The organism is Hansschlegelia beijingensis, assembly GCF_045505405.1.
GTDB classification, from domain to species: Bacteria; Pseudomonadota; Alphaproteobacteria; order Rhizobiales; family Methylopilaceae; genus Methylopila; species Methylopila beijingensis_A.
The window spans coordinates 1-26,240 of the sequence record NZ_JBJKEX010000007.1 but is presented as its reverse complement, the minus strand read 5'-3'; the positions used below and the strand labels follow the sequence as shown (position 1 = coordinate 26,240).

Here is a 26,240-nt window from a genome sequence, read left to right as displayed (position 1 = left end):
CGCGTCGATCATGCCCTCCGGCCCGCACACGTAAAGATGCGTGCCGAGCGGCTGGTTGGGCAGGATCTCGTCGACCCGGATCACCTCCTGGCGGTCGTCGCGGTAAAGCCGGACCTTGTCGCCGTGCTGCGCCACGAGCTCTTCGGCGAACGCGCCATGCGCCTCGTCGCGCATCGCGTAGTGCAGCTCGTAGCGCTGGCTGCGGCTCCTGAGCTCCTCGGCCATCGCGTAGATCGGCGTGATCCCGATGCCGCCGGCGACCAGTATGTGCTTGCGTCCGGCGTGAACCAGCGGGAACAGGTTGACCGGCATGCTGATGACCAGCTCGGAGCCGACCGCGACCCGCTCATGCATGAACACCGAGCCGCCGCGCGAGTTCGGCGTGCGCAGCACCCCGATCCGGTAGTGCGAGCCGTCCGGCGCCCGGTCGATCAGCGAATAGGGATTGCGGATGCGGTGGTGGCCGTCCTGCATGCTGACCACCACATGGGCGCCGGCCGAGAACAGCGGCAGCTTCTCGCCCGAGGCGGAGGCGAGGCTGAAGCGCTTCACCGTCGGCGTCGCCTGCTCGACCGCGACGACCCGCACCGGAATCTCCAGGCCGCCGCTCACCGGTAGAGCTCCTCGGCCGGCGGGATCACGCCCGGCTCCTCGGCGTCGACGCAGACCCCCTGGAACGCGCCCAGCCGGCGCGAGAAGTGGTCGCGGACGAACAGCGTCAGCCCGCAATGCGAACACACGAACGGCGTGGCGGTGACGTCCTCGGTCATGCCCTTGCAGTGCACGCACTGCACCCGGCGGGCGAGCGAGCCGCGATGCTCGGTTCGGATCGACTGGTGGTCGACGCCGCGCGCCGCCGCCGCCGCAACCACCGAGCCGATGAAGCCCTCCCGCCCCGCGGCGTAGAGCCGGGTCCCCATCGTGGCGACGTCGAGCATCGCGTTGAGGCGGAACAGCAGGGTCTGCGCCGACGGCATGACATGGACCACGTCCGCCCCGAGATCGCGCAGCGCCGCCCCATGGTCCCGCCCCGCCGACCCCGCCGGACAGTAAAGGATCGCGGTCCGGCCAAGCGCCTCCCGCGCCCCGCCGAAAGCCTCGATCACCGCAAGAGCACCCTCGCCCTCCGCAGCCACAAGATGACGCAAAGCCGACCCGTCAACCCGCAACCCGCAATAAACCGGACGGCTCTTTATCTCGGACACCAACACTTGAGTGCATCCACCGATAAAATGTATAGCGACGCGGAGCGCGAGATCCGGGCAGATCGAAACGACGGCTCGCCAGAATATACTGGCCAGCGTTGCTCAACCCGCTTGCGGGAGGCCCTCCGATGCGCAATTGATGATCTCCGGGTGCGTCAGCGGCGGCAATAGTGCCGACTGTCACCATCGAGGCGTCGAGCGGATGAAGAACAAGCGAGGTGATCGTCGAATGCGACCTCCTCAAACCGGACCCCGCCCCTGCGGATGGGCCGGAGCTTCCCCTGAGCGATGACTGACGCCCGCGCTCGATCGGACCTGCCTCGGATGGATGACGCCGTCTGGCACGGGATCGCGGGCGAGGTCGTGAAATCGATGGGCTCGAAGCATTTCCACCGGGAGCTGATCAAGCTCCTGGAGGCGAGCATTCCGAGCCAGGCGGTCTGGATCATCCGCTACTCCGGCAAGCTGCCGCCGGACGTCGTCTACACCCACAATGTCCCGGACGCGGTGCGCACCATCTACGACGCCCGCTGCTCGGCCATCGACCCGTTCTGCAAGCGCTGGAACGTCCAGCGCGAGGGCGGCGTCTACGCCCTGTCGCAGCTCCACGACGAGAGCGCCGACTATCTGCTCTACACCAAGCGCTTCCTGACGGCGGCGAAGATGGACGACGAGCTCGGCATTTTCCTGCCGGAGACCGCGCACAATTGCTTCGCTTTCTTCCTGGAGCGCCAGAACGGACATTTCAGCGACGAAGAGATCGAGCGCGCCCGGCTGCTCTACCCTGCGCTCGCGGGCTTCCACCGCGTCCATCTCGGCTGGATCTTCAGCGAACTCGCCGCCGGCGACGCTCCGGAGGCGTTCGGGCTGCCCGACCGGCCGACCCTGATCCGCGACTGCGCCGGCGAGACGGTCTACGCGAGCGCGTCCTGGCGAACCCTCGAGAAGGTCACGCCGGCGCTGCTCGACAAGGTGGCGTTCGCCGCGAGAGGCCGCGTGGAGGAGCTTGCGATCGGCTCGATGATCCTCAGGCTCGAGGAGCTCGGCGCCGATTTCCCGCTGGCCCCGGGCGGCTCGATGTTCGTCGTCGAGCATCGGCCGAACGGATACGGGCAGCTGCCGCCGACCGATGAACTCGCCCGCTTTTCCCCGCGCGAGCGGGAGGTGATGGAGTTCACCCTCAGAGGCGTCCCGACGCCGAGGATCGCCGAGCAGCTCGGCATCAGCCCCGGAACGGTCAAGAACACCAAGATCCGCCTCTACAGGAAGGCGAGCGTCTCGACCGAGCGGGAGCTGGTCCAGAAATACATGGCTCTTCTGGCCTGATGCAGACGATGGCGTCGCGCGGAGCAACGGCCCTGGGCGGCGAAGCCTGGTTCGCGGCGCTCGGGGCTCTGACCGCCTCGCTCGGCGCAGACACTTTCCACCGGGAGCTCGTCAGCACGTTCGGATCGCTGATCCCGCACAGCTCGAGCTGGATCATCCGCTACGCGCGCGGCGCCGTTCCGACCGTCATCTTCACCCGCGACGTGCCGGCGGAGGTGCTCGCGCATTACGACGCGAACTGCAGCGCGGTCGACCCGTTCTCCAGGCATTGGGCGCTCAACGAGGAGCCGGGCGTCAGGACGCTGCGCCAGTTCGACGATACCGACCAGGGCGTCGACCCCACGGCCTACAACGCCGTGTTCAAGCCGGTCGCGAATGTGAGCGACGAGCTCGGCGTCTTCTTCTCCACCGTGGGGCACGCCTCGATCGGCGTCTTTCTCGAACGCGAGACCGGCTATTTCCACGAGAGCGAGATCGAGCTGGCCAGGACCGTGTTTCCCCTGCTGGATGGCTTCTACGCGACCCATACCGGGCGCCTGTTCGCGCAGCTCCGGCGCTCGAGGCGCGCCTGCGACGGCTTTCCGGCTGACCGCCCCATGCTCATCAAGGACCGCAGAGGGCTGGAGATCCTCTCCACCCCCGCATGGCGGGCCGCGGCGGAGCAGGACCGATCGATCCTGCGCGCCACCCAGGAGCCTGATCCGGAGCGCCTTACGCCGCTGAAATCGCATGTCCTGAAAAGAGAGACGCTCTCCGAATACTTCCCCCTGGCGCCCGGCGGCACGATCTTCATCCTGCTCGACCAGCCGACGCCCGAGACCGTCAGGGGAAGCGGAGGCGCCGACAGCGCCGCTTTCGAGCGCTGCCTCACGGCCCAGGAGAAGATCGTCTTCCACTTGATGATGTCGGGGTCATCGACCGGCGGGATCGCCCAGCGGCTCGCGATCAGCAAGCGCTCCGTCAACAACTACCGCATGAAGATCTATCGCAAGGCGGGCGTCCATTCGGAACGCGCGCTCGTGCAGAAGTTCGGAACGGCCGCGGCCCTCGCCGCCCCGTCGTGACGCCACGGGGCGACGCCGGGGCGGCCCTTTTCGCTCGTCAGCTCTCGGCGCCCGAGCGGGCTTTCGCCGCGGCCAGAATGGCGACGGCGGCCGCCGCGAGCAGCAGGCCGACCACCGCGAAGGCGTCTCCGAAGCCCATGATCAACGACTGCCGCCGGACGACCTGCCCGATCTGGACTATCGCCTCGTGGTTCGCGAGCGCCCGGTCCGTCACGCCATGGGACATGAAATAGCCGGCCATCTGGTCGATGCGCGCCCGGACCTCGTCCCGACCGAGGTTCACGGACTGGCCGATGATGTTCGAGTGGTACTGCTCGCGCTTGGTGACGATGGTCGCAAGCGCGGCGGTGCCGGCGGCGCCGCCCAGGTTGCGCAGCATGTTTGACAGGCCGGACGCCGCGCCGGCGTCCCTGGCCGCGATGCCGCTGGTCGTGATCGCGCTGATCGGGGCGATGACCAGCGCCTGGCCAAGCGCCCGGATGACGTTGGGCAGGAAGAACTGGTCGCCGGCGCTGTCGGGCGACAGGGCCACGTTCATGAAGCAGCTCCCCGCGAACAGCGCGAGGCCCGCGAAGGTGATGAGCCGGACGTCGAAGCGCCGCATCAGCATGGGCACGAAGGGGATCAGCAGGAGCTGCGGCAGGCCGGTCCAGGCGAGGACCGACCCGATCTGCTCGGCGTTGTAGCCCTGCACCTGCCCGAGATATTGCGGCAGCAGGTACACGGTGCCGAACAGCGCCGCGCCGAGCAGCGTGTTCGCCACGACGCCGATCAGGAAGTTGCGCTCCCTCAGCAGCCGGAGGTTCACGAGCGGCTTCGCGGTCGTGAGCTCGATCCAGATGAAGACAGTGAGGAAAGCCGCCGCGACCAGGCTCAGCCGGAAGATGAAGGGCGAGGCGAACCAGTCGTCCTTCTCGCCTTCCTCCAGCACGGTCTGGAACGCCGCAAGCCCGATCGCCATGGTGACGATGCCGGCCCAGTCGCCTTCCCTCAACAGGTCGAGACGCATCGGGCTCGCCTCCAGCGTGGCCGCGAGGGCGATGATCATGACGACGCTGGGAACCGCGTTGACGTAGAAGATCGACTGCCAGCCGTAGTTCTCCGTCAGGTAGCCGCCGATGGTCGGCCCGATCGCCGGCGCGAACGTCACCGCCAGGGCGAACATCGCGAGACCGACCGGCTGCTGCGGCTTCGGAAGCTTGGTCAGGATCAACGTGAAGGCCATCGGGATGAGCACGCCGCCGGCGAAGCCCTGCAGGCCGCGCATAACGATCATCGAGCCGAGATCGTGCGTGAAGGCGCAGGCGATCGAGAACAGCGGAAACAGGATGGCGTTCGCCAGAATGTAGCGGCGAAACGAGAACACCCGGCTGAGGTAGTCGGTCAGCGGGATCACGATGATCTCGCCGATCAGATAGGCGGTCGAGATCCAGGCGCCGTTGTCGACGCCGGTGCCGATGCCGCCCTCGATGTTGAGCAGGGAGGCGTTGGTGATCTGGATGTTGAGGATCGCCATGAAGGCGCCGATCATCGCGGCCGACACCGCGATCCAGTCCGTCAGGCTGGCCCCGGCGCGGGCCCCGAACGGCGCCGGGCCCGTCATCGTCGCTGTCGTCGCGGACATGGCTGGCCTCCCGGCGAGCTACTTGGCCGCGCCGGCGACGAGGGCCGGGCCGGGCTTCGCCAGCGTGTCGATTCTTGGCACGACCGACATGCCGGGGCGGAGATCGCCGGCCGCCTGAACGTCGCCCGCGAGGCTGATGCGCACCGGGATGCGCTGCACGACCTTGGTGAAGTTGCCCGTCGCGTTATCGGGCGGCAGCAGCGCGAAGGTCTGCCCGCTCGACGGCGCAAGGCTGTCGACCACGCCGTGGAAGACCCGGCCGGGGAACATGTCGACCTCGATGTCGACCGGCTGGCCCGGCTTCACGTCGGTGAGCTGCGTCTCCTTGTAGTTCGCGACGATGTAGGCGGCGTTCAGCGGCACCACCGACATCAGCTGAGTGCCGGCCTGGACATACTGGCCGACGCGCAGCGTGCGGTTCCCCACGACGCCATCCGAGGGAGAAACGATGGTGGCGTAGCTCAGGTTGAGTTCGGCCTGAAGTTCGACCGCCTGATCGTGCAGGAGCCTGGCCTCGGCCTGGGCGAGGTCGGCCTTGAGCTGGTCGACCTGCTTGGTCGCCGAGGCGAGCGAGGCCTGGTCGCGCTGCACGGTCGCCTGCGCGGCCGCGATCCGCGACGCGGCGTTCTGGGCGTTCTCGACGGACCCGTAGCCGGTCTTGGCGAGGTCCGAGAAGCGGCGGTTCTCCTGCTCGGCGAAGGTCAGGTTCGCCTGATCGAGATCGAGCGTCGCCTTCGCGGCGTCGATGACGGAGGCCTGGGTCTCGATCGCGGCCTTCTCGCCCTCGATGGCGGCTCTGGAGAGGGCGACGTCGGACTTCGCCTGGTCGAGCGCCGCGCGATAGTCCCGGTCGTCGATCTGGGCGAGGACCTGACCGGCTCGAACCGGCTCATTGTCGCCGACCAGCACGCGGGCGAGGTAGCCCGGGATCTTGGGCGCGATGGTGACGTTGTCGGCCTGGACATAGGCGTCGTCGGTCGAGATCTGGAAGCGGCCGACGGTCCAGTAATCGTGGCCGTAATACCCTCCGATAGCGAGAGCCACGATGGCGCCGCCATACATCAGAAGACGTTTCGCCAGCCTGCCCCGGGTTTTACCCGGAGCGAGCGTCTCGCCCGTCTTGTCCGCGGCGGCCGGCCGGCTCGACGGTCTCGCTTCGGCGCGAGAGACGTCGAGAGCCTCGGAAGCATCAACTTCACGGTCCACCGTGAAGTTGTTCTGATGACTGGTCATGTCAGCCTCCTGGCTGTGAGCGACCGCGCCGGCGCCGTCGCGCCGATGAGGGCGGCCTCAGCGGCCGGCGGCTTCGAGGATGAGCTTGGAGATGATTTCGGGCTGCGAGATCAGCGACAGATGGCTGGCCTCGACCTCGATGGTCTTGGCGCCCATGCGCTTCGCCATGAACCGCTCGAGGTCGGGGTTGATGGTGCGGTCATTGGTCGAGACGGCATAGAAGCTGGGCCTGGAGCGCCAGGCGGCGTGGCTGGTCTTGCCGGCGAGCAGCTCCTTGCGGAAGGGCTCCTGCACGGCATAGAGCACCAGAGCCTTCGCCTCGGGAAGGTCGCCGGCGAAGTCCTTGAGGAACGCCTCCCGGGTCAGACGGCCCTCGTCGCCGTCGAACACGATCCCGGCGCTCGCGGGCGGGGTCGGATACGTCTTGGCCAGCGCCGAATAGTCTTCGCCGGCGTCCGGCGCGCGGGCGGCGACATAGACCAGCGACGACACCTTGGGATGGACGCCGGCTTCGGTGACCAGCATCCCGGAGAAGGAATGTCCGACCAGCACGGTGGGACCGTCCTGCCGGTCCAGCACCCGCTCGACCGCAGCGACCGCCTCGGGCAGCGTCGTCAGCGGGTTCTGCACCGCGGTGGCGTTGAGGCCTTGGGCCTGCAGCCGGGCGATCACCTCGCTCCAGCACGAACCGTCGGCGAACAGCCCGTGCGCCAGCACGACGTTGTTGGCGCGAACAGGCGGGCTCTTCTGCTGGGCGCGGGCGGGCGCAGCCACGCCGACGGCGGCAGCGGCGGCGCCGGCGGCCAAGACGGCGGAGAACATGCGGCGGTCCATCATGGTCGGGGTCCTCGGTCAGCTGTTTGGAATATTGACGCAGCCGATTATCGACCTTGCGAAGAATAAATCGATCAGACCCATGGCTCCAGCGCCCTATACTCAGGTATGTGCGAACTGACGTTTCGGCGTCATGGCCGCCGGCCGGTCATGGGCCAAGCGCTGATCCGGAGGAGAGTTCCTGACGCGCCGCCAGGGGCGTAGCCCGGCGGGCGCGAGAGCGTTCAGGCGGATGGCGGTTGAGCTCAGCCACGGCGAAGTCACCGCCAAGATGACGCGAAGTCGCCTGCCAACGCGGCGCGCTCGACGCAAGCGATCGGCTCGTATCGGCCGGCCTCGAGCTGCGCACACCTGTGTATGATTCACGATCTCGGGAGGCCGACCTAGATTGGGCCCTAGTCGAGCGCCGCTCGTTGCATCTCAGAGATGCAGAGGAATGTTATGGCCAAGCCCCCCACCATCGCGATCGTCGACGACGACGAGGGCGTGCGCGCGTCGCTCGCAAGCCTCGTGCGATCGCTCGGCTATCAGGCCCGCACCTATGGTTCGGGCGCCGAGTTTCTCCGTGACGGCGTCAGCGAGCAGCCGGCCTGCATGATCTCTGACGTTCAGATGCCGGCGATGACCGGGGACCGGTTGCAGGAAGTCTTGCTGTCGGCGGGCGTTCGCTTTCCGATCATCTTCATGACCGCCTTTCCGACCGAGGATGTGCGCCGGAAGGTTCTGGCGAACGGCGCTTACCGCTTCCTCACGAAACCCTCCGACGGCGAGACGCTGATCCGCTGCATCGAGGACGCGCTGGCCGAGCCGGCCTGAACACGCCGCGTCATCGACTGCCGGGCGTCGGCGCCCGATCACCGCTCACGGGCGCGGCCATTGGCCGGCCCCAGCTTCCAGCCCACTGACAAGATGCGCCAGCATCCCGCATTCCGCCCGCCTCGCTGGCGGCGGAATTGCGGCTTAATTTGATGATGACGCCACAATATCGCGCCGCTGCCTCACAGCACGCCTGACAGACTAAACGATGCAAACCAACGTATGAACTTGCGATATCCACGTGCGATGTCGCCGGCGGGGTCACCGGATTAAATCTCTCCTCACGACGCCGTCACGGGACGGCGCCTCACAACGGGAGAAGATCATGAAGACCATCATTTACGCCATCGGCGCCCTGGCTCTGAGCTGCAGCATGGCTTCGGCCCACGACCTGACCTCGCGCGCCAACAGCGGCTACGCGACGGTCCACTCCGAGCGGGCCGCTGCCTCCTCGCGCGGCGACGGCTCTGTCGAGACGACCGGCTCGGTCCGCGTCGAGCGGGCGCGGAGCTATCCGGCGCCGCAGACCACCGAAGAGGCCATTCGGTGGGACGCTGACCGGAACAACGGCTGACATACGTTTCCGGCCTCGCCCCGCCCCCGGCGTCGGGGAAGAGGGCGAGGCCCGAACGCATCTGTGAGGCGCGCGGTTCGTCGAGCGCCCCCCGACAAGGCGCGCGGCCCGCAGGGGCCGGCGCCTTCAGCTCTTCGCTGAAGGCAACAGGTAGTTCTTCACCAGATACCTGATCGCGTGCCGCCAGGACTCGTCGCTGTTCCCGCGCAGGTCCACGCTCTTCCCGAATACCCGCTTCCCGGTTTCGACGTCCGCCATGTAGACGTTGAGGTTCAGGATCAGCTCGGACACTTTCTGGACCTCGATCCAGGCGACCTCCCGAGCCCCTGCGGCCTTTCCGTACCGGAACTCGCAGCCCGAGCACGATCCCAGCGCCTGGTCCTTATCGATCTCGGCCTGCATCGCCGGATCGATCGGCTTGAACGTGTACCTCCCGGACTGCTCCAGCATCGTCCTGAAGGTCTCTTCGACCTTCCTGATCCGGTCGCGCTCGGCGTCCGAGGTCGGGATCCACTCCGCGTGGTCGTTCTGCATCTTCACGCTGAGCAACGCGACCGGGACCGGACTCGCCGGCTCAGCAGAAGCCGCGCCGAACGGCGTCCCGCCCAGGAGAGCCGCCAGGGCTACCGCGGCCAGCAGCTTCGCCCCAAGCGAGGCGCGGCGCAGCGTGCGGCCGGAAAGGTTTATCATGAGGCTCTCCTGAGATTGTCGGCGGACAACATCTCTAGCAAACGTTTGTCCGACGCGGGAGATCCACAGGGTCCAGGGCGCGCGCCTGCGGGGCTGATCGCCAGGAACGCGCCGATCGTGGCGGTGGCGCATAAAAAGTTTAGCGGGCGGGAGGGCGTCCTGCGATCGGATGTCCGGGCGCCGGCCGTGCTATTCGGCGGCCTGCTTCGTCCGCTCGCCGTAAAGCCGCGTCGGCGCCGGGAAGCCGCAGGAGGTTCCGTCGACAACCTTCACCTCGTCCTCCCAGGGCAGCCGGTAGGTCCCCGCCACCAGGTCGTGCATGAAGGTGTAGGGGCAGTCCTGCGCGCCGCCCTTCACCGCCACATAGGCGCGGTGGCCAAGCTGGTAGATGTTGTTCTCGACGCCCCAGCCGATCCGCGCCTCGCGCACGAGATCGGGGCGGACCTCGGCGGTGATGATCTCGTTCGGCCGGCCGGTCTCGCCATGCGCGATGACGGTCCCGTCGAAGTTCACGATCATGCCCTCGCCCATGGAGTCGAAGGAGCCGTCGCTGCCGCACATGCAGACGTTCGCGGTCACCATCAGGTTCTGGAAGGCGTTGGCCTGGTTGGTGAAGCGCCAGCTCTGGCGGATCGGGGCGGTGTATCCCGCGGTGCGGATCATGATCTCCGCGCCCTTGTAGGCGCACTCGCGCGCCATCTCGGGGAACATGCCGTCATGGCAGATGATGAGCGCGATCTTGGCGCCCTTCGGCCCCTCGATCACCGGGATCCCGAGATCGCCCGGCTCCCACGGCTCGACCGGCACCCAGGGGTGGAGCTTGCGGTAGTTCAGCCGGATCTCGCCCTCATCGTCGATGATGAGCCCGGTGTTGTACGGCATGCCGCCGGGGTTCAGCTCCATGATGGAGAAGCAGCCCCAGATCCGGTTGTCGACGCAGGCCTGCCTGAACGCCGCGACCTCGGGCCCGTCGATCCGGCACATGATCGCCGGATTGATGTCCATCGAAAGGCCGTGCAGCGCATATTCGGGGAACACCACGAGGTCCATCGTCCCGAGGTTCCGGCGCGCCTTGCCGACCATCTCGACGATGACCCTGGTCTGGGCCGCGAGGTCCTCAGGCGTCACGACCGTGGGCAGCTGGAGCTGCACCAAGCCCAGGACGACGCCCTGCTCCGACTTGTTCAATCCGCCGAGGCCGTTCACTGGCTCCACCCCCAAGACAGATGAGCGCGCCGCGCTGGCCCGCGCTCGGGAGCAGAGCCTCGGCCACATCGCGCCGGATGCACAGTCCAAATATTAGACCAGCGGCCGCCCAGCATGGATGCCGCGCCGCCTAACATGCCGATTAGCAATCCTAATGAGCCCGCTTATCGGCTTGAACGCCAGTCGACGGCGGCCGGCCCGGCCGTGGCATGGAGGTTGCTGATGAGCGCCGTGGCCCACACCAGACACGGACCCGGCGCATGACCGAAACGCCTCCCAGGCTGACGCCGCGCTGCGCATGCGGCTGCGGCGGAGCTCTCGACAGCCATCTCGGGACGTACCAAAGCGCGCGGTCCGGCGACGCCCATGACGGCGTGGAAGCCCGCGTGGACCGTCTGGTCGAGACCGCCTTCCTGGGCGCCATAGCGCCCGACCCGATGTTCCGGCGCGCCTTCCTCAAGGCGGTCGGCGCGTCGACCGCGCTGGCGGCGATCGCCCAGCTTCTTCCTCTCGGCGCCGCCCAGGCGATCGCGCAGGAGGCCGCGAAGCCCGAGAAGGCGAAGCTGAACGTCGGCTATGTGCCGATCACCTGCACCACGCCGCTTCTCCTCGCCCACGCGATGGGGGAATACGGCAAGGAAGGGCTCGAGGTGAATCTCGCGCGCACCCCCGGCTGGGCGATCGTGCGCGACAAGCTGATCTCGGCCGAGTTCGACGCCAGCCATCTCGTGCTCGCCATGCCGCTCACGATGACGATGGGCGTCGGCGGCCCGACGCTGCCCACCCACGTCTCGACCGTCCAGAACGTCAACGGCAACGCGATCACGCTCAGCGTCCGGCACAAGGATCGGCGCGATCCGAAGGACTGGAAGGGCTTCAAGTTCGGCATCCCGCACCAGCATTCGATGCACGCCATGCTGCTGCGATACTATTTGGCCGAGAACGGCCTCGACCCCGACCGCGACGTCGAGCTCCGGGTGTTCCCGCCGCCGGACTCGGTCGCCAACATGGCGTCCGGCAATCTGGACGGGATGCTGTTCGCCGAACCGTGGGGCCAGCGCGCGGTGTTCGAGGGCGTCGGCTTCCTGCACGCGCTGACGCGCGACATCTTCCCCAACCATCCCTGCTGCGTGCTCTCCGTCACGGACAGGTTCATCACCGAGAGCCCCAACAGCTACGCGGCGATGTTCCGCGCCGTGGTGCGGGCGACCGAGTTCGCCGACAAGCCCGAGAACCGCAAGCAGGTGGCGGAGCTGCTCGCGCCTGCGGCCTATCTCAACCAGCCCCAGACGGTTCTCGAGCAGGTGCTCACGGGCCGCTACGCCGACGGGCTGGGCAAGGTGGTCAACGAGCCGGACCGCATCGGCTTCAAGGCGCTTCCCCACCGCTCGACCGCGATCTGGCTGCTGACCCAGCTGCGCCGCTGGAACATGGTCCCGGCCGACATCGACTATGCGGCCATGGCCGAGAAGGTCTTTCTCGCGACCGACGCCGCCAGGCGCATGAAGGAGATCGGCTTCGAGGCCTCGGTGACGCCGTTCCAGCCCGTCGTGATGGGCCGGGCGTTCGATCCTTCCGCGCCCCAGGCCTATGTCGACAGCTTCGCCATCAAGAGCATCTGAGAGAACGCGATGACACGCGGCTACCACGACATCGGCGGCAAGGACGCCGGCCCCATCCCTATCGTCGAGCTGCCCTGGCTGCATTGGGAGAAGCAGGTCGAGGCGATCCGGAGCCTGCTCGGCGACGGCACGCGCCGCATGATGTCGCTCGACGAACTGCGGCGCGGCTTCGAGTCGTTCGGCGAGGACAAGTACAAGAAGCTGTCCTTCTACCGGCGGCGGCTGGAGGCGATGATCGACATCCTCATCGAGAAGGACGTGTTCACGCGCGACGAGCTCGACGCCGCCATCGCCGAGGCCCGCGCGCGGTGGGAGCCGCCGGCCGCCTGCCGGTCATGAGCCCCCGTTTCGACGCGGGCGACCGGGTCTCGGTCCTGGAGCTCGGCAAGCCCGGGCATGTCAGGACCCCGTTCTACGTCCGCCGGCGCGAGGGCGTCGTGCTGCACCGCTGCGGCTCCTACCTCAACCCCGAGGAGCTCTCGATCGGCAAGGTGTGCGGCCCCGTCGTGCCGCTTTACCGGGTCGGCTTCGCGATGACCGACCTCTGGGACGACTACCGGGGCTCGCCGGCCGACATGCTCTGCCTCGAGCTCTACGACCACTGGCTCGCGCCGGCGGCCGCCGCCCCGCAGGACGGCGCGCCAGCGCGCGACGACGAAGCTTTCGAACATGGAGGCCGCCCTTGAGCGACCACGATCACGACCATGCTCATGATCACGGGCACGATCACGAGCACGACGCCCACGAGCCGCTCGTCGTCGAGGACGACGCGGGCAACATCGAAGGCCAGATTCTGGTCGACGCGCTGCAGGCGCTGCTGGTCGAGCGTGGCCTCGTCTTCCCCGGAGAGGTGCGGCGAGAGATCGAGCGCCTGGAGTCTCCGGGAGCGCATCTCGGGGCCCGGCTGGTCGCCCGGGCCTGGGTCGACGACGATTATCGGCGGCGGCTTCTGGCGGACGGCAAGTCGGCGGCCGCCGAGCTCGGCGTCGGGGTCGGCGAGGCGCAGCTCATCGTCGTGGAGAACGACGCCACGACGCATAATCTGGTCTGCTGCACCCTCTGCTCCTGCTACCCCCGCTCGATCCTCGGCCAGCCGCCGGCCTGGTACATCAGCAAGGCTTATCGCTCGCGCGCCGCGCGGGAGCCGCGGGCGGTGCTGGAGGAGTTCGGGCTGAAGGTGCCGGACGAGGCGCGCGTGCTGGTCCACGACAGCAACGCGGACATGCGCTACCTGGTGCTCCCGCAGCGGCCCGCCGGAAGCGAGGCCATGAGCGAGGATCAGCTCGCCGGGCTGGTGACGCGCGACTGCATGATCGGGGTGTCGGTGGTGGCGCCCGTCTCCTGATCGCCGCGCTCCGGCTTCAGATGCGCCGGGGCGTAGCGCATCAGTTCGCTCGCCATGCGGATGTCCTCGGCGACCTCGATGAAGGCGCGCACCGCCGGGGGCTGGGGCTCGCGCTCCAGCACCATCATGCCGATCGTGTTCGTGATGCGGGGTTCGATCAGCGGCACCGCCCGCGTCTGGCTCCAGTCTCCGACCATCATGAAGAAGCTGTTCGGCACGACCGCGAACCAGTGGCCGGGGCGCACATGGGAGCAGAGCGCGAGAGCGCAGTTGGTCTCCAGCACGGTGCGCGGCGTCACGCCGACGCTGGAGAACACGCGATCCAGGATGCGGCGGTTCTGCATGTCGGGCGTCAGCATGCATAGCGGCAGGCGGCCCGCCTCCGTCCATGTGACGAACTTCCGCTGCGCGATCGGGTGGTCGGCCGGCGCGATGAGGAAGTAGCTCTCGTCGTAGAGGAAGTACGGCCGCAGCCCGGCCGAGGCGCCGTGGTCGAGATAGTTGATGCCGAGGTCGAGGTCGAAGTTCTCGAGGCCGCTCTTTAGGTCCGTGAAGTTGAGCGAGGTCACCGACACGCTCACGTCTGGGAAGAGCCGGTTGAAGGCCGTGGTGATGATCGAGATGCCGGGGGTCGCGACCGGGATCACGCCCAGCCGTATGTGCCCGCTCAGCTCGTCCCCGGCCGACATGATGTCCTGAACGAGATGCTCGTGATGGTCGAGCGTGCGGCGCGCGAAAGCCAGCACCATCGCGCCCTGAGGGGTAAAGCCCTCGAAGCCCTGGTTGTGGCGGTCGATGATCAGGGTGTTGAGGTCGCTCTCCAGCTGGCGGATCGCCTGCGAGAGCGCGGACTGGGTGATCCCGCACTCCGCGGCCGCCCGGCCGAAATGGCGATGGCGCGCCAGCGCGACGACGTAGCGGAGATGCTTGAGGTTCAGAGCCACGCGGCGACAACCCTGTTGCGGCCCCGATAGAACGGGACCCCGCTCCGGATGGCAAGCAAGCCGCGCGCCGGGATCGGAGGCGCGCCAAACAGGCAAAGCGCGACCCGCGAGCCGCGAAGGCTCGGCCGACCAATCAGCCGGATCTGGCTCTATGTCAGCACTGGGTTCGCGCCCATCACCGTAGCGCGGCGGCGCGCGACGGTCATGGGCTCGATGCGCGGATCATTTCAACCGGACGCGGTCGTCGCCGTCATGCGTCGCGCCGCCACGAAGAAAATCCTGGTCCTCCTGGATCTGCCGCTGGAGGAATTTCACCACCTCCTTGATCCGCGACACATGAAGCGTGTCGTCATGCGTGGAGATCCAGATGTCCCGCACCGTGGAGAGCTTTGGAAGCACGGGCTTCAGCGATGGGTTGTTCGCCGCGACGAAGCTCGGAAGCATCGCGATCCCCTGCCCCGACGTCACGGCGGCGTATTGCGCGACCAGGCTGGTGCTGCGGAACACCGTATTGGCGGGTCGATACACGTCCGACAGCCACTTATTCTCGTTGACGGAAATGTACTCGTCGACGAAGTCGATGAAGTCATGCGCCTCAAGATCCGCCGTCTTGCTCGGATGGCCATGCCGCGCCAGATAGGCCTCGGAGGCGAACAGCGACACTCGGAACTCTCCGGCTTTCGCGGTCTGGAGCCCGCGGCCTGGCGGACGGAAGAACGTCACGAAGATCTCCGCTTCCCGTCGGGTCAGGTCGAGCGTGCGGGTATCGGTGATGAGCTCGACCAGAATGCCGGGGTGTCGCTCGCGAAACGCGCCCAGCCGGGCCGTGAGGTAGAAGCTTCCGATGCCCTCCATGGTGGCGATGCGCACGGCGCCGCCGGCGTCGCTGCCGACGCCCACCGTCTCGGTCAGAGCGTTGGCCTGGTTCTCCATGCCTTCGGCGTGACGCATGAGACGCGTGCCGATCTCGGTCAGCGTGAAGCCGGTGCGGCTGCGCTTGAACAGATTGGCCCCGAGGCTGCGCTCCAGCTCCCGGACGCGGCGGCTCACCGTCGTGTGGTCTACCCGGAGGACCTTGGCCGCGCGGCCGAGGTTCTTGTGACGGGCGACGGCGAGGAAGTAGACGATGTCGTTCCAGTCGTAGCGCAGGGGCGCTCTGGCCTCGCTCATCCCTCGGCCTCCGTCGATCGACGTGATCGGCAGAGTCTTACCTGACGCGGAGGCCAGCGCCAGCTGCGGAGCCGGCGATGACGCCGGCTCCGCGAGGTCCGAGCCCTTAGGCCGCGACGAGAGGCGCATAGGTGTCCGGCATGCGATTGGCGAACATGTCCACCTTCGGGATCATCATCTTCTGGCGGCAGACCGCGAGATCCACATGCCGCGGCATCACCGCGCCGAGCTGGAGCGAGCGGGGAGCCGCGACGTTGATGTCCCACATGGGGAAGCCGGTCGGGGGCACCACCATGCTGCCGCCCGGATAGGGCGAGTCCACCCGGTTCGCGAGCACGAGCGCGACGCGGTTGTCCTCGGCGCGCGGCACGGCGAGCAGTTCGCGCTCGAACGGCTCGCGCAGCGCCGCCGGCCACAGCACGATGTCGGCCCCGCCGACGCCGAGGCAGCGCGAGGTCTCGGGGAACACCCCGTCAAAGCCCGACATCACGCCGATGCGCCCGAACTGCGTGTCGAACACCGGGTAGGCGTCGCCCGCGGTCGCCCAGGCGCGCTCCTCAGCCGTCAGATGCGTCTTGCGGTAGCTGCCGATGCGGCCGCCGTCCGAGCCGATCAGGACGGTCGAGACGAACAGCTTTCCGGCGTCCTCCTCGATCAGCGGGGCGGCGATCAGGCAGTCATATTTCGACGCGATCGCCGAGACCCGCTCCAGGATCGCCGGCGTCGCCCTCGCCTGCTCCTGCGCCTCGGAGGCGCTCGGGGCGAAGGTCGGCGAGAAGGCGTATTCGGGCGCGGTGATCACCTTCGCGCCGAGCTTGGCGGTGTGGTCGATCATCTCAAGCACGACCTCGGGGTCGGCCGCGTCACGGGTACAGTGCATCTGCACGGCCGCGACCTTGGTGACGCTCTTCGAGGGAACGAGCGGCTGATCCGCAAGACCGCAGACCGGCGTCTGCTCGTAGGGCAGCGCGAGCGCGCCATAGGTCTCGGGACGGCGGCCGGCGATCTTGTCGTCGGCGGCGTAGATCGACTTGTCGCCCGCCATCTCGGGATCGACGTCGGCGACCGCCATGCCATGCGTGTCGTACGGCACCTTGGAGACGACGCGGCCCTTCGGGTCCACGATCATGCTGCCGCCGGGATAGTAAATGGACCGCTCGTAGCCGGCCTTGGTGGCGGCGACGAGCCACACGCCGTTCTCATAGGCGCGCGCCGGGCCCCACATGTCGGCCTGGTCCATCGCGAAGAAGTTCGCCATGTCGACGATGATCTCAGCGCCCTGAAGCGTCATGGAGCGGAAGATCTCGGGGATGCGGCCGTCGAAGCAGATCAGCAGGCCGATGCGGCCGAGGTCGGTGTCGACCACGGGGCAGCCGCGCTCGCCGAACTCGAACCAGTTCTGGTCGTGCGTGGCGAGGAACTGCTTGTGGTAGTGACAGGCGAGCGCGCCCTTGCGGTCGAACATCACGCCCGAGTTGAAGATCTTCTTCTTCTCCGGGTCCCACTCGGTGACGCCGCTCGCGATGTAGACGCCGTGCTTGGCGGCGAGAGCCGACAGCGCGGTGACGAACGGGCCGTCAGTCACCGTCTCGGCGAGCTCGCGGGCGTGGTCCGCGGAGTCGAACAGGTAGCCGGTGTCCATGCATTCGGGGAACACGATGAGCTCGGCGCCCTGGCGGACCGCGTCCTCGACATACTGGGTCGCGAGCTTGATGTTGTGGTCGTAGTCCCCGAGGCGCGCGAGCGTTTGCACCGCTGCGGCGCGGAAGCGTCGCTTCGTCATGATGATGGTCCTTCTGTGTAACGGCGTGGCGGAGGCCGCCAGGAACTCAGTTCGGCTCGGGCGCGGCTTTGACTTCGCGCCAGAAAGTCTCGAGGCAGCGCCGCTTCAGGGCGACGAACGCCTCCGATGTCGTGGCCTCGGCGTCGCGCGACCAGGGCAGATCCACCTCGACGATCTCGGCGACCCGCGTGGGACGTCGGGTCAGCAGCACCAGCTTGTCGGCGAGCTCGATCGCCTCCTCCAGATCGTGCGACACGAGCAGCGTCGTGATCCGGCGCTTCAGGTAGATCTTCTGCAGCTGCGCGCGCATCAGCAGCGTCATTTCGTAGTCGAGAGCGGAGAACGGCTCGTCGAGGAACAGCACCTCCGGGTCAGTGACCAGCGCGCGCAGGATGGAGATCGTCTGCTGCTGGCCGCCGGAGAGCGTGTAGGGATAAGCCGCGAGGTCGAACTTCATGTCGAACTCGGCGACGATCTCCTCGACGCGCCGCCGACGTTCGGCCCTCGGCACGCCCATCAGCTTGAGCGGGTACTCGATGTTGTCGATGGCGCGGCGCCAGGGAAACAGCGCCTCGCGGTAGTTCTGGAAGACGTAGGAGATCCGCGTCTCCCGGGTGGTGCGCCCGTCATACAGGGCTTCCCCCGCATCCATCGGCGTGAGGCCCGAGATCATGTTGATCAGGGTGCTCTTGCCGCAGCCGTTCGGCCCGAAGATCGAGATCGCGGAGCCGAGCGGAAGCTCGAGGTTGAAGTCCTTGTAGACGACGGCTCCGTTGAAGCTCTTCGACAAGCCCCGGATGGCGAGCTTGCCGACCCTGCCGGCGCGAGGCGCCGGAGGCTCCGTGGGCGTCGGCTTCAGCGCGTGGATCGAGGCCAAGGCGGTCGCTCCCCAGTTCGCCGTCAGCTGCCGAGATCGGCGGCGGTGAGCATCTTGGTCCGCACGTCGAGCGGCCCGGTCAGCACGCCTTCCTTGATGAAGACGTCCACGAGAGCCTGATAGGACGCCGTGTCGACATCGCTGATGTCCGAGAAGCCGCGCAGGTAAGGCTGCGCCACGGACGGCAGCTGCTCTTCCCGGATGGCGGTGTATTTCGGGAGAACCTTCTTGTACTTGTCGAAGTCGGCGTTCACCAGCGCGGTCGCCTGGTCGATCACCTCGACGACCTTCTTGGCGACCGCCGGCCGCTCCTTGAGGAAGCGCACGGTGATCAGCGAAGCGCCCGAGTAGAACGGGTCGGCGATGACGGCCGCGACCGGGTTGACCATGGCGCGCTTGGCCTTGCCGGACGCCGCTGCGATCGACCCGACGGGCTCCAGCGAAAGCGTCGCGTCCGCGGTGCCGCCGACCACCGCAGGCACCTGCATGGCCACCGCGAGATCGACGAGCTTCACGTCCTTGTCGGGGTCGAGGCCGGACTCGCGCACCAGATGCCGGGCGATGGTGCGCCACTGGATGCCGGGCACATGGCCCAGGGTCTTGCCCTTGAGATCCATGAAGGTCTGGATCGGGCTGTCGGGCTTCACGATCAGGCCGTCGTTGATGCGGTCCACCTTGATGCCGCCGCCCTGCAGCCCGAACACCTTGAACGTGCCCGGGAATTTCTGCTCCGCGACCATCGCGATGCCGGCCGCCGCGCCGGGAGGGCCGAAATCCGCGCGGCCGGACACCAGGGCGTCGATGATGTGGTTGGGAGACTCCATCTTGGCGGAGGAGATCTCGATGCAGGCCTTCTCGAAGAGCTTCTCCTCGAGCGCCACGTAGTAGGCGGTGGTCTGCATGATCGGCAGCCAGGCGGCTGTGACCTTCTCCATGCGATCGCACGCGAGGGCGGGAGCGCCGGCGGCGAGGAGAGCGGCGAGGGCGAGCGGTGCGGCGGAGGCGCGCATGCGGTGGCTCTTTCGGTGCGAGCTGCGGGAGGAGAGAGGGCGGGCGATCATCGGCCGGACCAGTGGATGAGCCGGCCTTCGAGCACGAGCAGGAGGAGGTTGAGGCCGTAGCCGAGCGCGCCGGTCACCAGGATCGAGCCGTACATGTCGGGCAGCTCGTAGGAGATCTGCGCGTCGATGATGCGGTGGCCGAGGCCGTCGGTCGCGCCGATGAACATCTCGGCGACGATGATGACCACGAGGGCGATCGAAACCGCGTTCCGGAGGCCGACGAAGGTCTGCGGCAGCGTCTCGAAGAAGATGACGTCGCCGAAGATGCGCAGGTGGGACGCGCCCATGGACTGGGCGGCGAGGATCCGGGTGCGGCGCGCGTTCAGGACGCCGTAGGCGACGTTGAAGACGATGACCAGCCAGGCGGCGAAGGCAGCGACGGCGATCTTGGCTGCGTCGCCGAGCCCGAACAGAAGCAGGAAGAGCGGGAACATCGCCGTCGCGGGCGTGGAGCGGAAGAAGTCGATCAGGAACTCGACCGACCGGTAGACCGCCGCCTTGGCCCCGAGGATGATGCCGACCGGCACGCCGGCCGCGACGGCGATCACGATCGACCAGCCGACCCGCGACAGGGTGCTCATGAAGTCCTGGTTGAAGGCGCCTGCGGCGACTTCAGCGAACGTGTCATGAATCGTGGTGAACGGTGACGGAAGAAGATCCTTGTTCACCAGCTGCGCGCTGTAAGCGATCCACCATACTCCGATCAGCAGCGCTGGTCCGATTGACTTTTCGACAGCCTTGCTCAGGTACGCTTTTGCGGTTTCCGCGCCCACGATCCGGACCTTCCAACTTCAACGGTAGAAGGCGCTGCTTGCGTCTTCTTGCCGACGAGCACTTGATGACCTGACAGTGCCACGAAGGCGCTGGCCCGGAAAAGTGCGAGTGCTGCACCGCACTGTGCAATTTTCCATATCGTCATGAGGCTTTCGCTCGTGCTGGCGGCGGAAATCTCACGCAAACGTGCGGTCGGCATGGCGCGGACTTCGGCGCCCCGGGCGCGTGGCGGCCGCCCGGCCGGAAGGCGAGCGGCCTTCGCGGGTTGCCTCCGGCCGGTCGGACCCCAAGACGGGGGTAATCGGCGACCGCAGATGGAGCGCAGGTTGGAGACCGTATCGATCGTCCTCTTTCTGCTGCTCGCGGTCGTGGTCAGCGGCGCTGTATCGCGGATGCTGCCGATCGCGCTGCCGACGCCGCTGGTGCAGATCATGCTGGGCGCGGTGGTCGGGCTGTCCACCTCCTATCGCGTCGAGCTGAACCCGGAGCTGTTCCTGCTCCTGTTCATCCCGCCGCTCCTGTTCCTGGACGGCTGGCGGATTCCGAAGGACGAGCTGCTCAAGGATGTGACGACGGTCGTCGAGCTCGCGCTCGGCCTCGTTCTGCTCACCGTGATCGGCATGGGATTCTTCATCCACTGGATGATCCCGGCGATGCCGCTCACCGTCGCCTTCGCGCTGGCGGCGGTGATCTCTCCGACGGACCCGATCGCCGTGTCGGCGATCTCGGCCCGCGTGACGATCCCGCGCCGGATGATGCACATCCTGGAAGGCGAGTCGCTGCTCAACGACGCCTCAGGCCTCGTCTGCCTGCGCTTCGCCGTGGCGGCGGCGCTGACGGGCACGTTCTCGCTGCCGGCCGCCGCGCTGAACTTTCTATGGGTGGCGGGCGTCGGCGGCCTGGTCGGGGCGGCGGTGACGCTCTCCGTGACCCGCGCCAAGGCCTGGGTCTCGCAACGGTACGGCGAGGAGCCGGGCGCGCAGATCCTGATCAGTCTGCTCATCCCGTTCGGCTCCTACATGCTCGCCGAGCAGTTGCAGGCCTCCGGCATTCTCGCCGCGGTCGCGGCCGGCGTAACCATGACGTTCGCGGAAATCTCCCGCCAGACGATGGCCAGCACCCGGATGCGCCGGAATTCGGTGTGGGACATGATCCAGTTCACCCTGAACGGCATCATCTTCGTGCTGCTCGGGGAGCAGCTTCCCGGCATCCTTTCGCGCTCGGCCGAGACCGTTCGGGTCACCGGCCATCAGGGAGCCGCCTGGCTCGCGCTTTACGTCGTCGCGATCGTCGTAGGCCTGGCCGCGCTTCGTTTCGCATGGGTGTGGGTCTCGCTGTGGCTGACGCTGCTGCGCCAGCGCGCGGGCTCTCCGGCGGGCGCCACGGCGGCCCAGAAGCCGGACTGGCGGCTCGTGGCGGCGATGTCCTTCGCCGGCGTCCGCGGCGCCATAACGCTCGCCGGCGTGCTCACCCTGCCGCTGACCCTCAGCGACGGCGCCCCGTTTCCGGCGCGCGATCTCGCGATCTTTCTCGCGGCGGGCGTCATCATCGTCTCGACGGTGATGGCGAGCGTCGCGCTCCCGCTCCTGCTCAAGGGGCTGACGATGCCTCCCGAGCCTTCGCTCCAGGCCGAGGAGGACGCCGCGCGCCTCGCCGCCTCGGAAGCCGCCATCCGCGAGATCGGGCGCAGGCAGCACGAGCTGGCGGAGCAGCGCGGCGACGCGGATTTCTACGCCGCGGCCGGCAGCCGCGTAATGGATCTCTACCGCGACCGCATCGAGAGCAGCAGCCAGGGGGCGACGGCTTCCGCGGAGGCGCGACTGCAGGACAGGCTGGAGCGCGACTTCCGCCTGGTCGGCCTGAAGGCCGAGCGGGACGCAGTGTTCAGCTGTTCCGGAGCCGGCGGATCGGCAGCGCCACGGCCCGCAAGATGATCCGGGAGCTGGACCTGCTGGAGACCCGATACCGCGGATGATGCGCCGCCCGCGCTTCGGCGGCGGCCCCTATAGCGCTCGCGCGCCGGACATTCCCGCCGGCGCCGGGAGGTTGTCGCCAGGATCTACTGTGACTTCCCGTTGCAGATCTTTTGCAGCGCAACAGCCATTGCGCATAATATAGCATCAAATAAACTATCCCGATAACAAAGAAACGGGAGGGTATTCAAATTTCGTGCCTATCTCGACTTGGTGTTCGATCGTTGATCACCGGATCAGCGGCTCTGGCCCTGATCGCGACGGCCGGAAAGGCCGCGACGGCCGCCGAAGCGGTCGCCCCGCCGCCGAAGCTGGTCCTGTTCATGGCCATCGACGGCTTCCCGCAGGAGCAGTTCGTCAAGTATTACGACCAGCTCGGCGACGGCGGACTGAAGCTGCTGCTGGACAAGGGCGCCTGGTACGGCAACAACCACTACAGTCACGCCACCACCTACACCGGGGTGGGCCACGCCACCTTGCTGTCCTGCGCCCACCCGTACAAGCACGCGGTGATCGGCAATGACTGGATCGACAAGCAGACGAAGAAGCGCGTCTATTCCACGGAAGACCCTCGCCACAAATACCTGGACGAGGAAACGGCCGACCACGCCGGCACCTCGCCCTTCAACATCAAGGTGACGACCGTCGGCGACGAGATGATCTACGCCAACGGCAAGTCCAAGGTGATCGCGATCGCCGGCAAGGACCGCAGTTCGATCGGCCTCGCTGGTCAGTTCGGCACGGCCTACATGCACAGCACGACCACGGGGCGCTTCATCACCTCCGACTACTACATGGCCGCGTATCCGGAGTGGTGGACGGCGTTCTACGCCAACAAGCCGCAGGACAGGTTCTTCGGCCAGACCTGGACACTGTCCATGCCCGAAGAGGCCTATGCCCGGTCGGTTCCCGACAACCAGCCCTGGTCGACGAACTACAAGGGGCTGGGCGTGAAGTTCCCGCACCCGATCGACGGCGGGGCCGCGAGCGACAAGCCCGGAAAGGGCTATTACGACGCGACCATGTGGACGCCGTTCGGCGACCTGCTGATGCTGGACTTCGTGAAGGCCGCCATCGAGGGCGAGAACCTCGGCCGCAATCCATCCGGGGCGCCGGACCTGCTCGCCCTGAGCTGGACCAGCCATGATTACGTCAACCACCTGTTCGGCCCGGAAAGCCGCCAGTCGCACGATCAGACGGTGCGCCTCGACCGCGTCTTCGCCGATCTGTTCAAGTTCATCGACGAGCGCGTCGGGCTCGACAACGTGCTGATCACGCTGTCGGCCGACCACGGCTTCATGAACATCCCGGAATACAGCTCCAGCCGCCGGCTTGACGCCGGCCGCATCGATCCGGAAGCCATGATCAACGACGTGAACGCCGCGCTGTCGAAGCAGTATGGCGACGGCAAGTACGTCACGACCTGGTGGAACCCGAACCTCTACATCGATTACGCGATGCTGGCCGAGCGCAAGCTCGACAAGGCCGAGGTGGAAGAGGCGATCGCCTCCTTCCTGCGGGAGTATCCGGGCGTCGAGGCGGTCTTCACCCGCACCCAGCTGGAGCGGGGGCAGATGCCGGCGACCAGGCTCGCCAAGCAGGTGACGCTGGCCTGGCACCAGAAAATCAGCGGCGACATCGTCATCATGAACAAGCCGAACTGGTACCTGTTCGCGAAGCCCAAGGGCTACGCGTCGACCCATGGCTCGCCCTGGGCCTACGACACCAACGTGCCGCTGGCGATGTACGGGCCCGCCTGGATCGCCCCCGGCAAGTACGGCGACTCCGAGACGGTCGACCTCGCCCGCACGGTCGCGCACATCCTGAACGTCAGGCCGCCGAACGGCTGCGAGGGCAGCGTGCTGACCGAAATGCTGCGCTGACGGCCAAGAGGGGCCGGCGCGTCCGCGGCGAAAGCCGGGGCCGCGTCCGCGCCGGTCCTGCAGGACCGGCTCAGCCTCGACGCCGATCATGGCCGGCGCGCCTCCGGCTATGCGTCCTGGAGCGCGGGCTCCTGACCTTTCAGGGCGCGGATCTCGGCCGCCGGATGACCGGCGCCGATCCGCGGTCCCGCCGAGAACAGCTTCTCGCGCAGCGTGCCTTCCGCATAGTCCTGCTTGTAGACGCCCCGCTTGCGCAGTTCCGGCACGACCAGATCGACGAAGTCGACGTAGCACTCGGGCATGACCGTATAGGCGAGGTTGAAGCCGTCGACTCCGGTCGCCTCCATCCACCCTTCGAGCTCGTCGGCGATCGTCTGGGGCGATCCCGCGATCACCGGCCCGGCCCCGCCGATCCCGGAAAAATCCGCCATCTCGCCGACCGTCCAGGTCTTGTCGGGGTTGGCAGCGCTGAAGCGGTCGATCGCCGTCTGCATGCTGTCGGTCCTGACGTGGCGGACCTGCTCGTCGGGATCGAGCTGCGAGAAGTCGAGTCCGCTCCATCCCGACAGCAGCGCGAAAGCCCCTTCGCGGCTCACATAGTGGCGGTACTCCGCGAGCTTCGCCTCGGCTTCCGCGTCGGTCTCCGCCACGATCACCGTGAGCATGTTGAAGATCAGCACGCTGTCGGGCGCGCGACCCTGGGCGACGAGGGCCTCGCGCAGGCGCCGGACATAGCCCGCGATGACGTTCTTGGACGGGCCGTTGATGAAGATGCATTCGGCGTGGCGCGTCGCGAAGCCCATGCCCTTCGGCGAGGCGCCGGCCTGATAGAGCACCGGCGTCCGCTGGGGCGACGGCTCGCACAGATGCATCGCCTCGATCTGGAAGTACGGGCCGTCATGCCGGATGACGCGGATCTTCGCGGGGTCCGCGAACACCGCCGCCTCGCGGTCGCAGACGATGGCGTCCTCGTCCCAGCTCGCCTCCCAGAGCTTGTAGACGACCGCCATGTAGTCCTCGGCCATGTCGTAGCGCTCGTCATGGGCGACCTGCTTGCGCATGCCGGCGGCGCGGGCCGCGCTGTCGAGGTAGCCGGTGACGATGTTCCAGCCGATGCGGCCGCCCGTCAGGTGGTCGAGGGTCGACATCCGCCGGGCGAAGACGAAGGGCGTCTCGTAGGTCAGCGAGCAGGTGACGCCGAAACCGAGATGGCTGGTGGCCCCCGCCATCGCGGAGACCAGCATCAGCGGGTCGTTGATCGGGATCTGCGCCGCGGACCGGATCGCGGCCGAGGCGTCTCCGCCATACACGTCGTTGACGCCAAGCACGTCGGCGATGAACAGACCGTCGAACAGGCCGCGCTCCAGCGTGCGCGCGATGTTCGTCCAGTAGTCGAGCGTCCGGTAGCGCCGCGATTCATCGCGCGGATGGCGCCACATGCCCATCGACTGATGGCCGATGCAGTTCATCACGAAGGCGTTGAGCCGGATCTGCTTTGACATGTCGGGATGGCGCTCATCGGTAACTGGATCGGGCGGTCAGGCGGCGAGAGCGCCTGAGGAGTGGCCGAGGCGGATCAGGACAAGGGGCGGGCGCAGGCGCCCGCATGAGCCAGGCCTCCGGACGCGCGCTGCATGCCCACGAGAGGCCGGATCGCCCTGGTCAACGCCGCCATCGTCTGAGGCTCCTGTGCCGGAGCAGGCTACGGACGGCCGCCTGCGGGAACAAACGATAAAAACTGCGGACGTCCGATCGGTTTTTCCAAACAGTCGCGTCACGGGGCGACTGGGAGGCCGCGATCCCCGGAGCGCGCCGGCGCCGGCCGGGACGACCCGGATGTCACGGAAAACGCTCTGGAACCGGCCCGGCGAATAGCCGCGCATATTCGCGCCTGTTCTGCTATAAGGCCGCCAACTCACATCCAGGTCATGGCTGGCTCGGACGTCGCGCGCGGCGTCGGCTCGCCGCGCCGCGTTCATCGAAAGCAGCTTCTCGTGTCCCTGCCGCTCAACGACTCTCCCCTCAGCCGGGCGCTTTCCGCGCGCGGTTATTCCGAGCTCACGCCCGTGCAGAGCGCGGTCGTCGAGGAGGCGATGTCCGGCCGCGACCTGCTGGTCTCCGCCCAGACGGGCTCGGGCAAGACCGTCGCCTACGGTCTCGCGATGGGCGAGACGCTGCTGGCCGACGGCGCGTTCGCAGCCGCCGGCGCGCCGCTTGCGCTGGTGGTGGCGCCGAC

Annotated in this window: 25 protein-coding genes; 11 read left to right on the top strand and 14 right to left on the bottom strand. The window is 67.5% G+C overall.

Annotated elements, in window-relative coordinates:
* On the bottom strand, nucleotides 1-612 hold a 612-nt coding region (locus ACIKT0_RS01165; protein ID WP_407103592.1), incomplete at its 3' end, for a ferredoxin reductase.
* Nucleotides 609-1,211, bottom strand: coding sequence for a dimethylamine monooxygenase subunit DmmA family protein (locus ACIKT0_RS01160; protein ID WP_407103591.1), 603 nt, complete (start codon nucleotides 1,209-1,211; stop codon nucleotides 609-611). The genes ACIKT0_RS01160 and ACIKT0_RS01165, both read right to left, overlap by 4 nt.
* A 318-nt stretch (nucleotides 1,212-1,529) precedes the next feature.
* Here ACIKT0_RS01160 and ACIKT0_RS01155 point away from each other — a divergent pair, with 318 nt between their 5' ends.
* Together ACIKT0_RS01155 and ACIKT0_RS01150 are read left to right on the top strand one after the other, a co-directional pair.
* Complete coding sequence (locus ACIKT0_RS01155; protein ID WP_407103590.1) at nucleotides 1,530-2,531, top strand: helix-turn-helix transcriptional regulator; 1,002 nt, start codon at nucleotides 1,530-1,532, stop codon at nucleotides 2,529-2,531.
* A gap of 8 nt (nucleotides 2,532-2,539) precedes the next feature.
* A complete protein-coding gene (locus ACIKT0_RS01150; RefSeq protein ID WP_407103589.1) occupies nucleotides 2,540-3,595 on the top strand; it encodes a helix-turn-helix transcriptional regulator in 1,056 nt (351 codons plus the stop codon).
* A gap of 37 nt (nucleotides 3,596-3,632) precedes the next feature.
* Here ACIKT0_RS01150 and ACIKT0_RS01145 read toward each other — a convergent pair whose 3' ends face one another.
* The 3 genes from ACIKT0_RS01145 to ACIKT0_RS01135 are packed head-to-tail and all read right to left on the bottom strand — an operon-like array spanning nucleotide 3,633 to nucleotide 7,289.
* On the bottom strand, nucleotides 3,633-5,219 hold the full coding sequence (locus tag ACIKT0_RS01145) for a DHA2 family efflux MFS transporter permease subunit (RefSeq protein WP_407103588.1): 1,587 nt from the start codon (nucleotides 5,217-5,219) through the stop codon (nucleotides 3,633-3,635).
* Between the two features lie 18 nt (nucleotides 5,220-5,237).
* Nucleotides 5,238-6,452: an HlyD family secretion protein gene (locus tag ACIKT0_RS01140; RefSeq protein ID WP_407103587.1), complete on the bottom strand. Its 1,215-nt coding sequence runs from the start codon at nucleotides 6,450-6,452 to the stop codon at nucleotides 5,238-5,240.
* Between the two features lie 57 nt (nucleotides 6,453-6,509).
* Nucleotides 6,510-7,289, bottom strand: coding sequence for an alpha/beta fold hydrolase (locus ACIKT0_RS01135; RefSeq protein WP_407103586.1), 780 nt, complete (start codon nucleotides 7,287-7,289; stop codon nucleotides 6,510-6,512).
* A gap of 438 nt (nucleotides 7,290-7,727) precedes the next feature.
* Here ACIKT0_RS01135 and ACIKT0_RS01130 point away from each other — a divergent pair, with 438 nt between their 5' ends.
* Nucleotides 7,728-8,102 (top strand): response regulator transcription factor, encoded by a 375-nt coding sequence (locus ACIKT0_RS01130; RefSeq protein ID WP_407103585.1) that lies wholly within the window; start codon nucleotides 7,728-7,730, stop codon nucleotides 8,100-8,102.
* Between the two features lie 325 nt (nucleotides 8,103-8,427).
* A complete protein-coding gene (locus ACIKT0_RS01125; protein ID WP_407103584.1) occupies nucleotides 8,428-8,676 on the top strand; it encodes a hypothetical protein in 249 nt (82 codons plus the stop codon).
* Between the two features lie 126 nt (nucleotides 8,677-8,802).
* On the opposite strand, the gene ACIKT0_RS01120 is transcribed toward ACIKT0_RS01125, so the two are convergent.
* Both ACIKT0_RS01120 and ACIKT0_RS01115 read right to left on the bottom strand, forming a co-directional pair.
* Nucleotides 8,803-9,366 (bottom strand): DUF3280 domain-containing protein, encoded by a 564-nt coding sequence (locus ACIKT0_RS01120; protein ID WP_407103583.1) that lies wholly within the window; start codon nucleotides 9,364-9,366, stop codon nucleotides 8,803-8,805.
* 189 nt (nucleotides 9,367-9,555) lie between these two features.
* Nucleotides 9,556-10,572, bottom strand: coding sequence for a formamidase (locus tag ACIKT0_RS01115; protein WP_407103582.1), 1,017 nt, complete (start codon nucleotides 10,570-10,572; stop codon nucleotides 9,556-9,558).
* A gap of 260 nt (nucleotides 10,573-10,832) precedes the next feature.
* On the opposite strand from ACIKT0_RS01115, the gene ACIKT0_RS01110 reads away from it, so the two are divergent.
* Genes ACIKT0_RS01110 through ACIKT0_RS01095 form a run of 4 tightly spaced genes read left to right on the top strand, consistent with a single transcriptional unit; the run spans nucleotide 10,833 to nucleotide 13,539 of the window.
* Nucleotides 10,833-12,194, top strand: coding sequence for a CmpA/NrtA family ABC transporter substrate-binding protein (locus ACIKT0_RS01110; protein ID WP_407103581.1), 1,362 nt, complete (start codon nucleotides 10,833-10,835; stop codon nucleotides 12,192-12,194).
* A 9-nt stretch (nucleotides 12,195-12,203) separates the two neighbouring features.
* On the top strand, nucleotides 12,204-12,533 hold the full coding sequence (locus tag ACIKT0_RS01105) for a nitrile hydratase (protein WP_407103580.1): 330 nt from the start codon (nucleotides 12,204-12,206) through the stop codon (nucleotides 12,531-12,533).
* Nucleotides 12,530-12,880 carry an SH3-like domain-containing protein gene (locus tag ACIKT0_RS01100; RefSeq protein WP_407103579.1) on the top strand — a complete coding sequence of 117 codons (351 nt, stop codon included), beginning with the start codon at nucleotides 12,530-12,532 and terminating at the stop codon, nucleotides 12,878-12,880. The genes ACIKT0_RS01105 and ACIKT0_RS01100 overlap by 4 nt, the downstream gene beginning before the upstream one ends.
* Nucleotides 12,877-13,539 (top strand): nitrile hydratase subunit alpha, encoded by a 663-nt coding sequence (locus ACIKT0_RS01095; RefSeq protein ID WP_407103578.1) that lies wholly within the window; start codon nucleotides 12,877-12,879, stop codon nucleotides 13,537-13,539. Before ACIKT0_RS01100 ends, ACIKT0_RS01095 begins: the two co-directional genes overlap by 4 nt.
* Here ACIKT0_RS01095 and ACIKT0_RS01090 read toward each other — a convergent pair.
* The 6 genes from ACIKT0_RS01090 to ACIKT0_RS01065 all read right to left on the bottom strand — a co-directional run bounded on the left by ACIKT0_RS01090 (nucleotide 13,473) and on the right by ACIKT0_RS01065 (nucleotide 20,042).
* On the bottom strand, nucleotides 13,473-14,483 hold the full coding sequence (locus tag ACIKT0_RS01090; RefSeq protein ID WP_407103577.1) for a LysR family transcriptional regulator: 1,011 nt from the start codon (nucleotides 14,481-14,483) through the stop codon (nucleotides 13,473-13,475). The two genes, ACIKT0_RS01095 and ACIKT0_RS01090, sit on opposite strands and share 67 nt — an antisense overlap.
* Before the next feature lie 222 nt (nucleotides 14,484-14,705).
* Nucleotides 14,706-15,653 carry a LysR family transcriptional regulator gene (locus tag ACIKT0_RS01085; RefSeq protein ID WP_407103576.1) on the bottom strand — a complete coding sequence of 316 codons (948 nt, stop codon included), beginning with the start codon at nucleotides 15,651-15,653 and terminating at the stop codon, nucleotides 14,706-14,708.
* Between the two features lie 106 nt (nucleotides 15,654-15,759).
* Nucleotides 15,760-17,436 carry a carbon-nitrogen hydrolase family protein gene (locus tag ACIKT0_RS01080; protein WP_407103575.1) on the bottom strand — a complete coding sequence of 559 codons (1,677 nt, stop codon included), beginning with the start codon at nucleotides 17,434-17,436 and terminating at the stop codon, nucleotides 15,760-15,762.
* Between the two features lie 46 nt (nucleotides 17,437-17,482).
* Nucleotides 17,483-18,313, bottom strand: a complete 831-nt coding sequence (locus ACIKT0_RS01075) for an ABC transporter ATP-binding protein (RefSeq protein WP_407103574.1) — start codon at nucleotides 18,311-18,313, stop codon at nucleotides 17,483-17,485.
* 23 nt (nucleotides 18,314-18,336) lie between these two features.
* The gene (locus ACIKT0_RS01070) at nucleotides 18,337-19,323 is read right to left on the bottom strand and encodes an ABC transporter substrate-binding protein (RefSeq protein WP_407103573.1); all 987 of its coding nucleotides are present in this window, start codon (nucleotides 19,321-19,323) and stop codon (nucleotides 18,337-18,339) included.
* Nucleotides 19,324-19,370: 47 nt separating this feature from the next.
* Nucleotides 19,371-20,042, bottom strand: a complete 672-nt coding sequence (locus tag ACIKT0_RS01065; protein ID WP_407103572.1) for an ABC transporter permease — start codon at nucleotides 20,040-20,042, stop codon at nucleotides 19,371-19,373.
* 420 nt (nucleotides 20,043-20,462) lie between these two features.
* Between ACIKT0_RS01065 and ACIKT0_RS01060 the strand changes: the two genes are divergently transcribed.
* Nucleotides 20,463-22,082: a Na+/H+ antiporter gene (locus ACIKT0_RS01060; protein ID WP_407103571.1), complete on the top strand. Its 1,620-nt coding sequence runs from the start codon at nucleotides 20,463-20,465 to the stop codon at nucleotides 22,080-22,082.
* Nucleotides 22,083-22,345: 263 nt separating this feature from the next.
* Complete coding sequence (locus tag ACIKT0_RS01055) at nucleotides 22,346-24,004, top strand: alkaline phosphatase family protein (RefSeq protein ID WP_407103570.1); 1,659 nt, start codon at nucleotides 22,346-22,348, stop codon at nucleotides 24,002-24,004.
* A 107-nt stretch (nucleotides 24,005-24,111) separates the two neighbouring features.
* On the opposite strand, the gene ACIKT0_RS01050 is transcribed toward ACIKT0_RS01055, so the two are convergent.
* Nucleotides 24,112-25,506: an LLM class flavin-dependent oxidoreductase gene (locus tag ACIKT0_RS01050; protein ID WP_407103569.1), complete on the bottom strand. Its 1,395-nt coding sequence runs from the start codon at nucleotides 25,504-25,506 to the stop codon at nucleotides 24,112-24,114.
* Between the two features lie 492 nt (nucleotides 25,507-25,998).
* On the opposite strand from ACIKT0_RS01050, the gene ACIKT0_RS01045 reads away from it, so the two are divergent.
* A partial coding sequence (locus tag ACIKT0_RS01045) for a DEAD/DEAH box helicase (protein WP_407103568.1) occupies nucleotides 25,999-26,240 on the top strand: 242 nt, incomplete at its 3' end.

Excerpts from the sequence above, each read along its gene's own strand:
- ACIKT0_RS01155 (WP_407103590.1), top strand. The coding sequence starts at position 1,530 with ATGGATGACGCCGTCTGGCACGGGATCGCGGGCGAGGTCGTGAAATCG.
- ACIKT0_RS01150 (WP_407103589.1), top strand. The coding sequence starts at position 2,540 with ATGGCGTCGCGCGGAGCAACGGCCCTGGGCGGCGAAGCCTGGTTCGCG.
- ACIKT0_RS01145 (WP_407103588.1), bottom strand. The coding sequence starts at position 5,219 with ATGTCCGCGACGACAGCGACGATGACGGGCCCGGCGCCGTTCGGGGCC.
- ACIKT0_RS01140 (WP_407103587.1), bottom strand. The coding sequence starts at position 6,452 with ATGACCAGTCATCAGAACAACTTCACGGTGGACCGTGAAGTTGATGCT.
- ACIKT0_RS01135 (WP_407103586.1), bottom strand. The coding sequence starts at position 7,289 with ATGATGGACCGCCGCATGTTCTCCGCCGTCTTGGCCGCCGGCGCCGCC.
- ACIKT0_RS01130 (WP_407103585.1), top strand. The coding sequence starts at position 7,728 with ATGGCCAAGCCCCCCACCATCGCGATCGTCGACGACGACGAGGGCGTG.
- ACIKT0_RS01125 (WP_407103584.1), top strand. The coding sequence starts at position 8,428 with ATGAAGACCATCATTTACGCCATCGGCGCCCTGGCTCTGAGCTGCAGC.
- ACIKT0_RS01120 (WP_407103583.1), bottom strand. The coding sequence starts at position 9,366 with ATGATAAACCTTTCCGGCCGCACGCTGCGCCGCGCCTCGCTTGGGGCG.
- ACIKT0_RS01110 (WP_407103581.1), top strand. The coding sequence starts at position 10,833 with ATGACCGAAACGCCTCCCAGGCTGACGCCGCGCTGCGCATGCGGCTGC.
- ACIKT0_RS01105 (WP_407103580.1), top strand. The coding sequence starts at position 12,204 with ATGACACGCGGCTACCACGACATCGGCGGCAAGGACGCCGGCCCCATC.
- ACIKT0_RS01100 (WP_407103579.1), top strand. The coding sequence starts at position 12,530 with ATGAGCCCCCGTTTCGACGCGGGCGACCGGGTCTCGGTCCTGGAGCTC.
- ACIKT0_RS01085 (WP_407103576.1), bottom strand. The coding sequence starts at position 15,653 with ATGAGCGAGGCCAGAGCGCCCCTGCGCTACGACTGGAACGACATCGTC.
- ACIKT0_RS01080 (WP_407103575.1), bottom strand. The coding sequence starts at position 17,436 with ATGACGAAGCGACGCTTCCGCGCCGCAGCGGTGCAAACGCTCGCGCGC.
- ACIKT0_RS01070 (WP_407103573.1), bottom strand. The coding sequence starts at position 19,323 with ATGCGCGCCTCCGCCGCACCGCTCGCCCTCGCCGCTCTCCTCGCCGCC.
- ACIKT0_RS01060 (WP_407103571.1), top strand. The coding sequence starts at position 20,463 with ATGGAGCGCAGGTTGGAGACCGTATCGATCGTCCTCTTTCTGCTGCTC.
- ACIKT0_RS01050 (WP_407103569.1), bottom strand. The coding sequence starts at position 25,506 with ATGTCAAAGCAGATCCGGCTCAACGCCTTCGTGATGAACTGCATCGGC.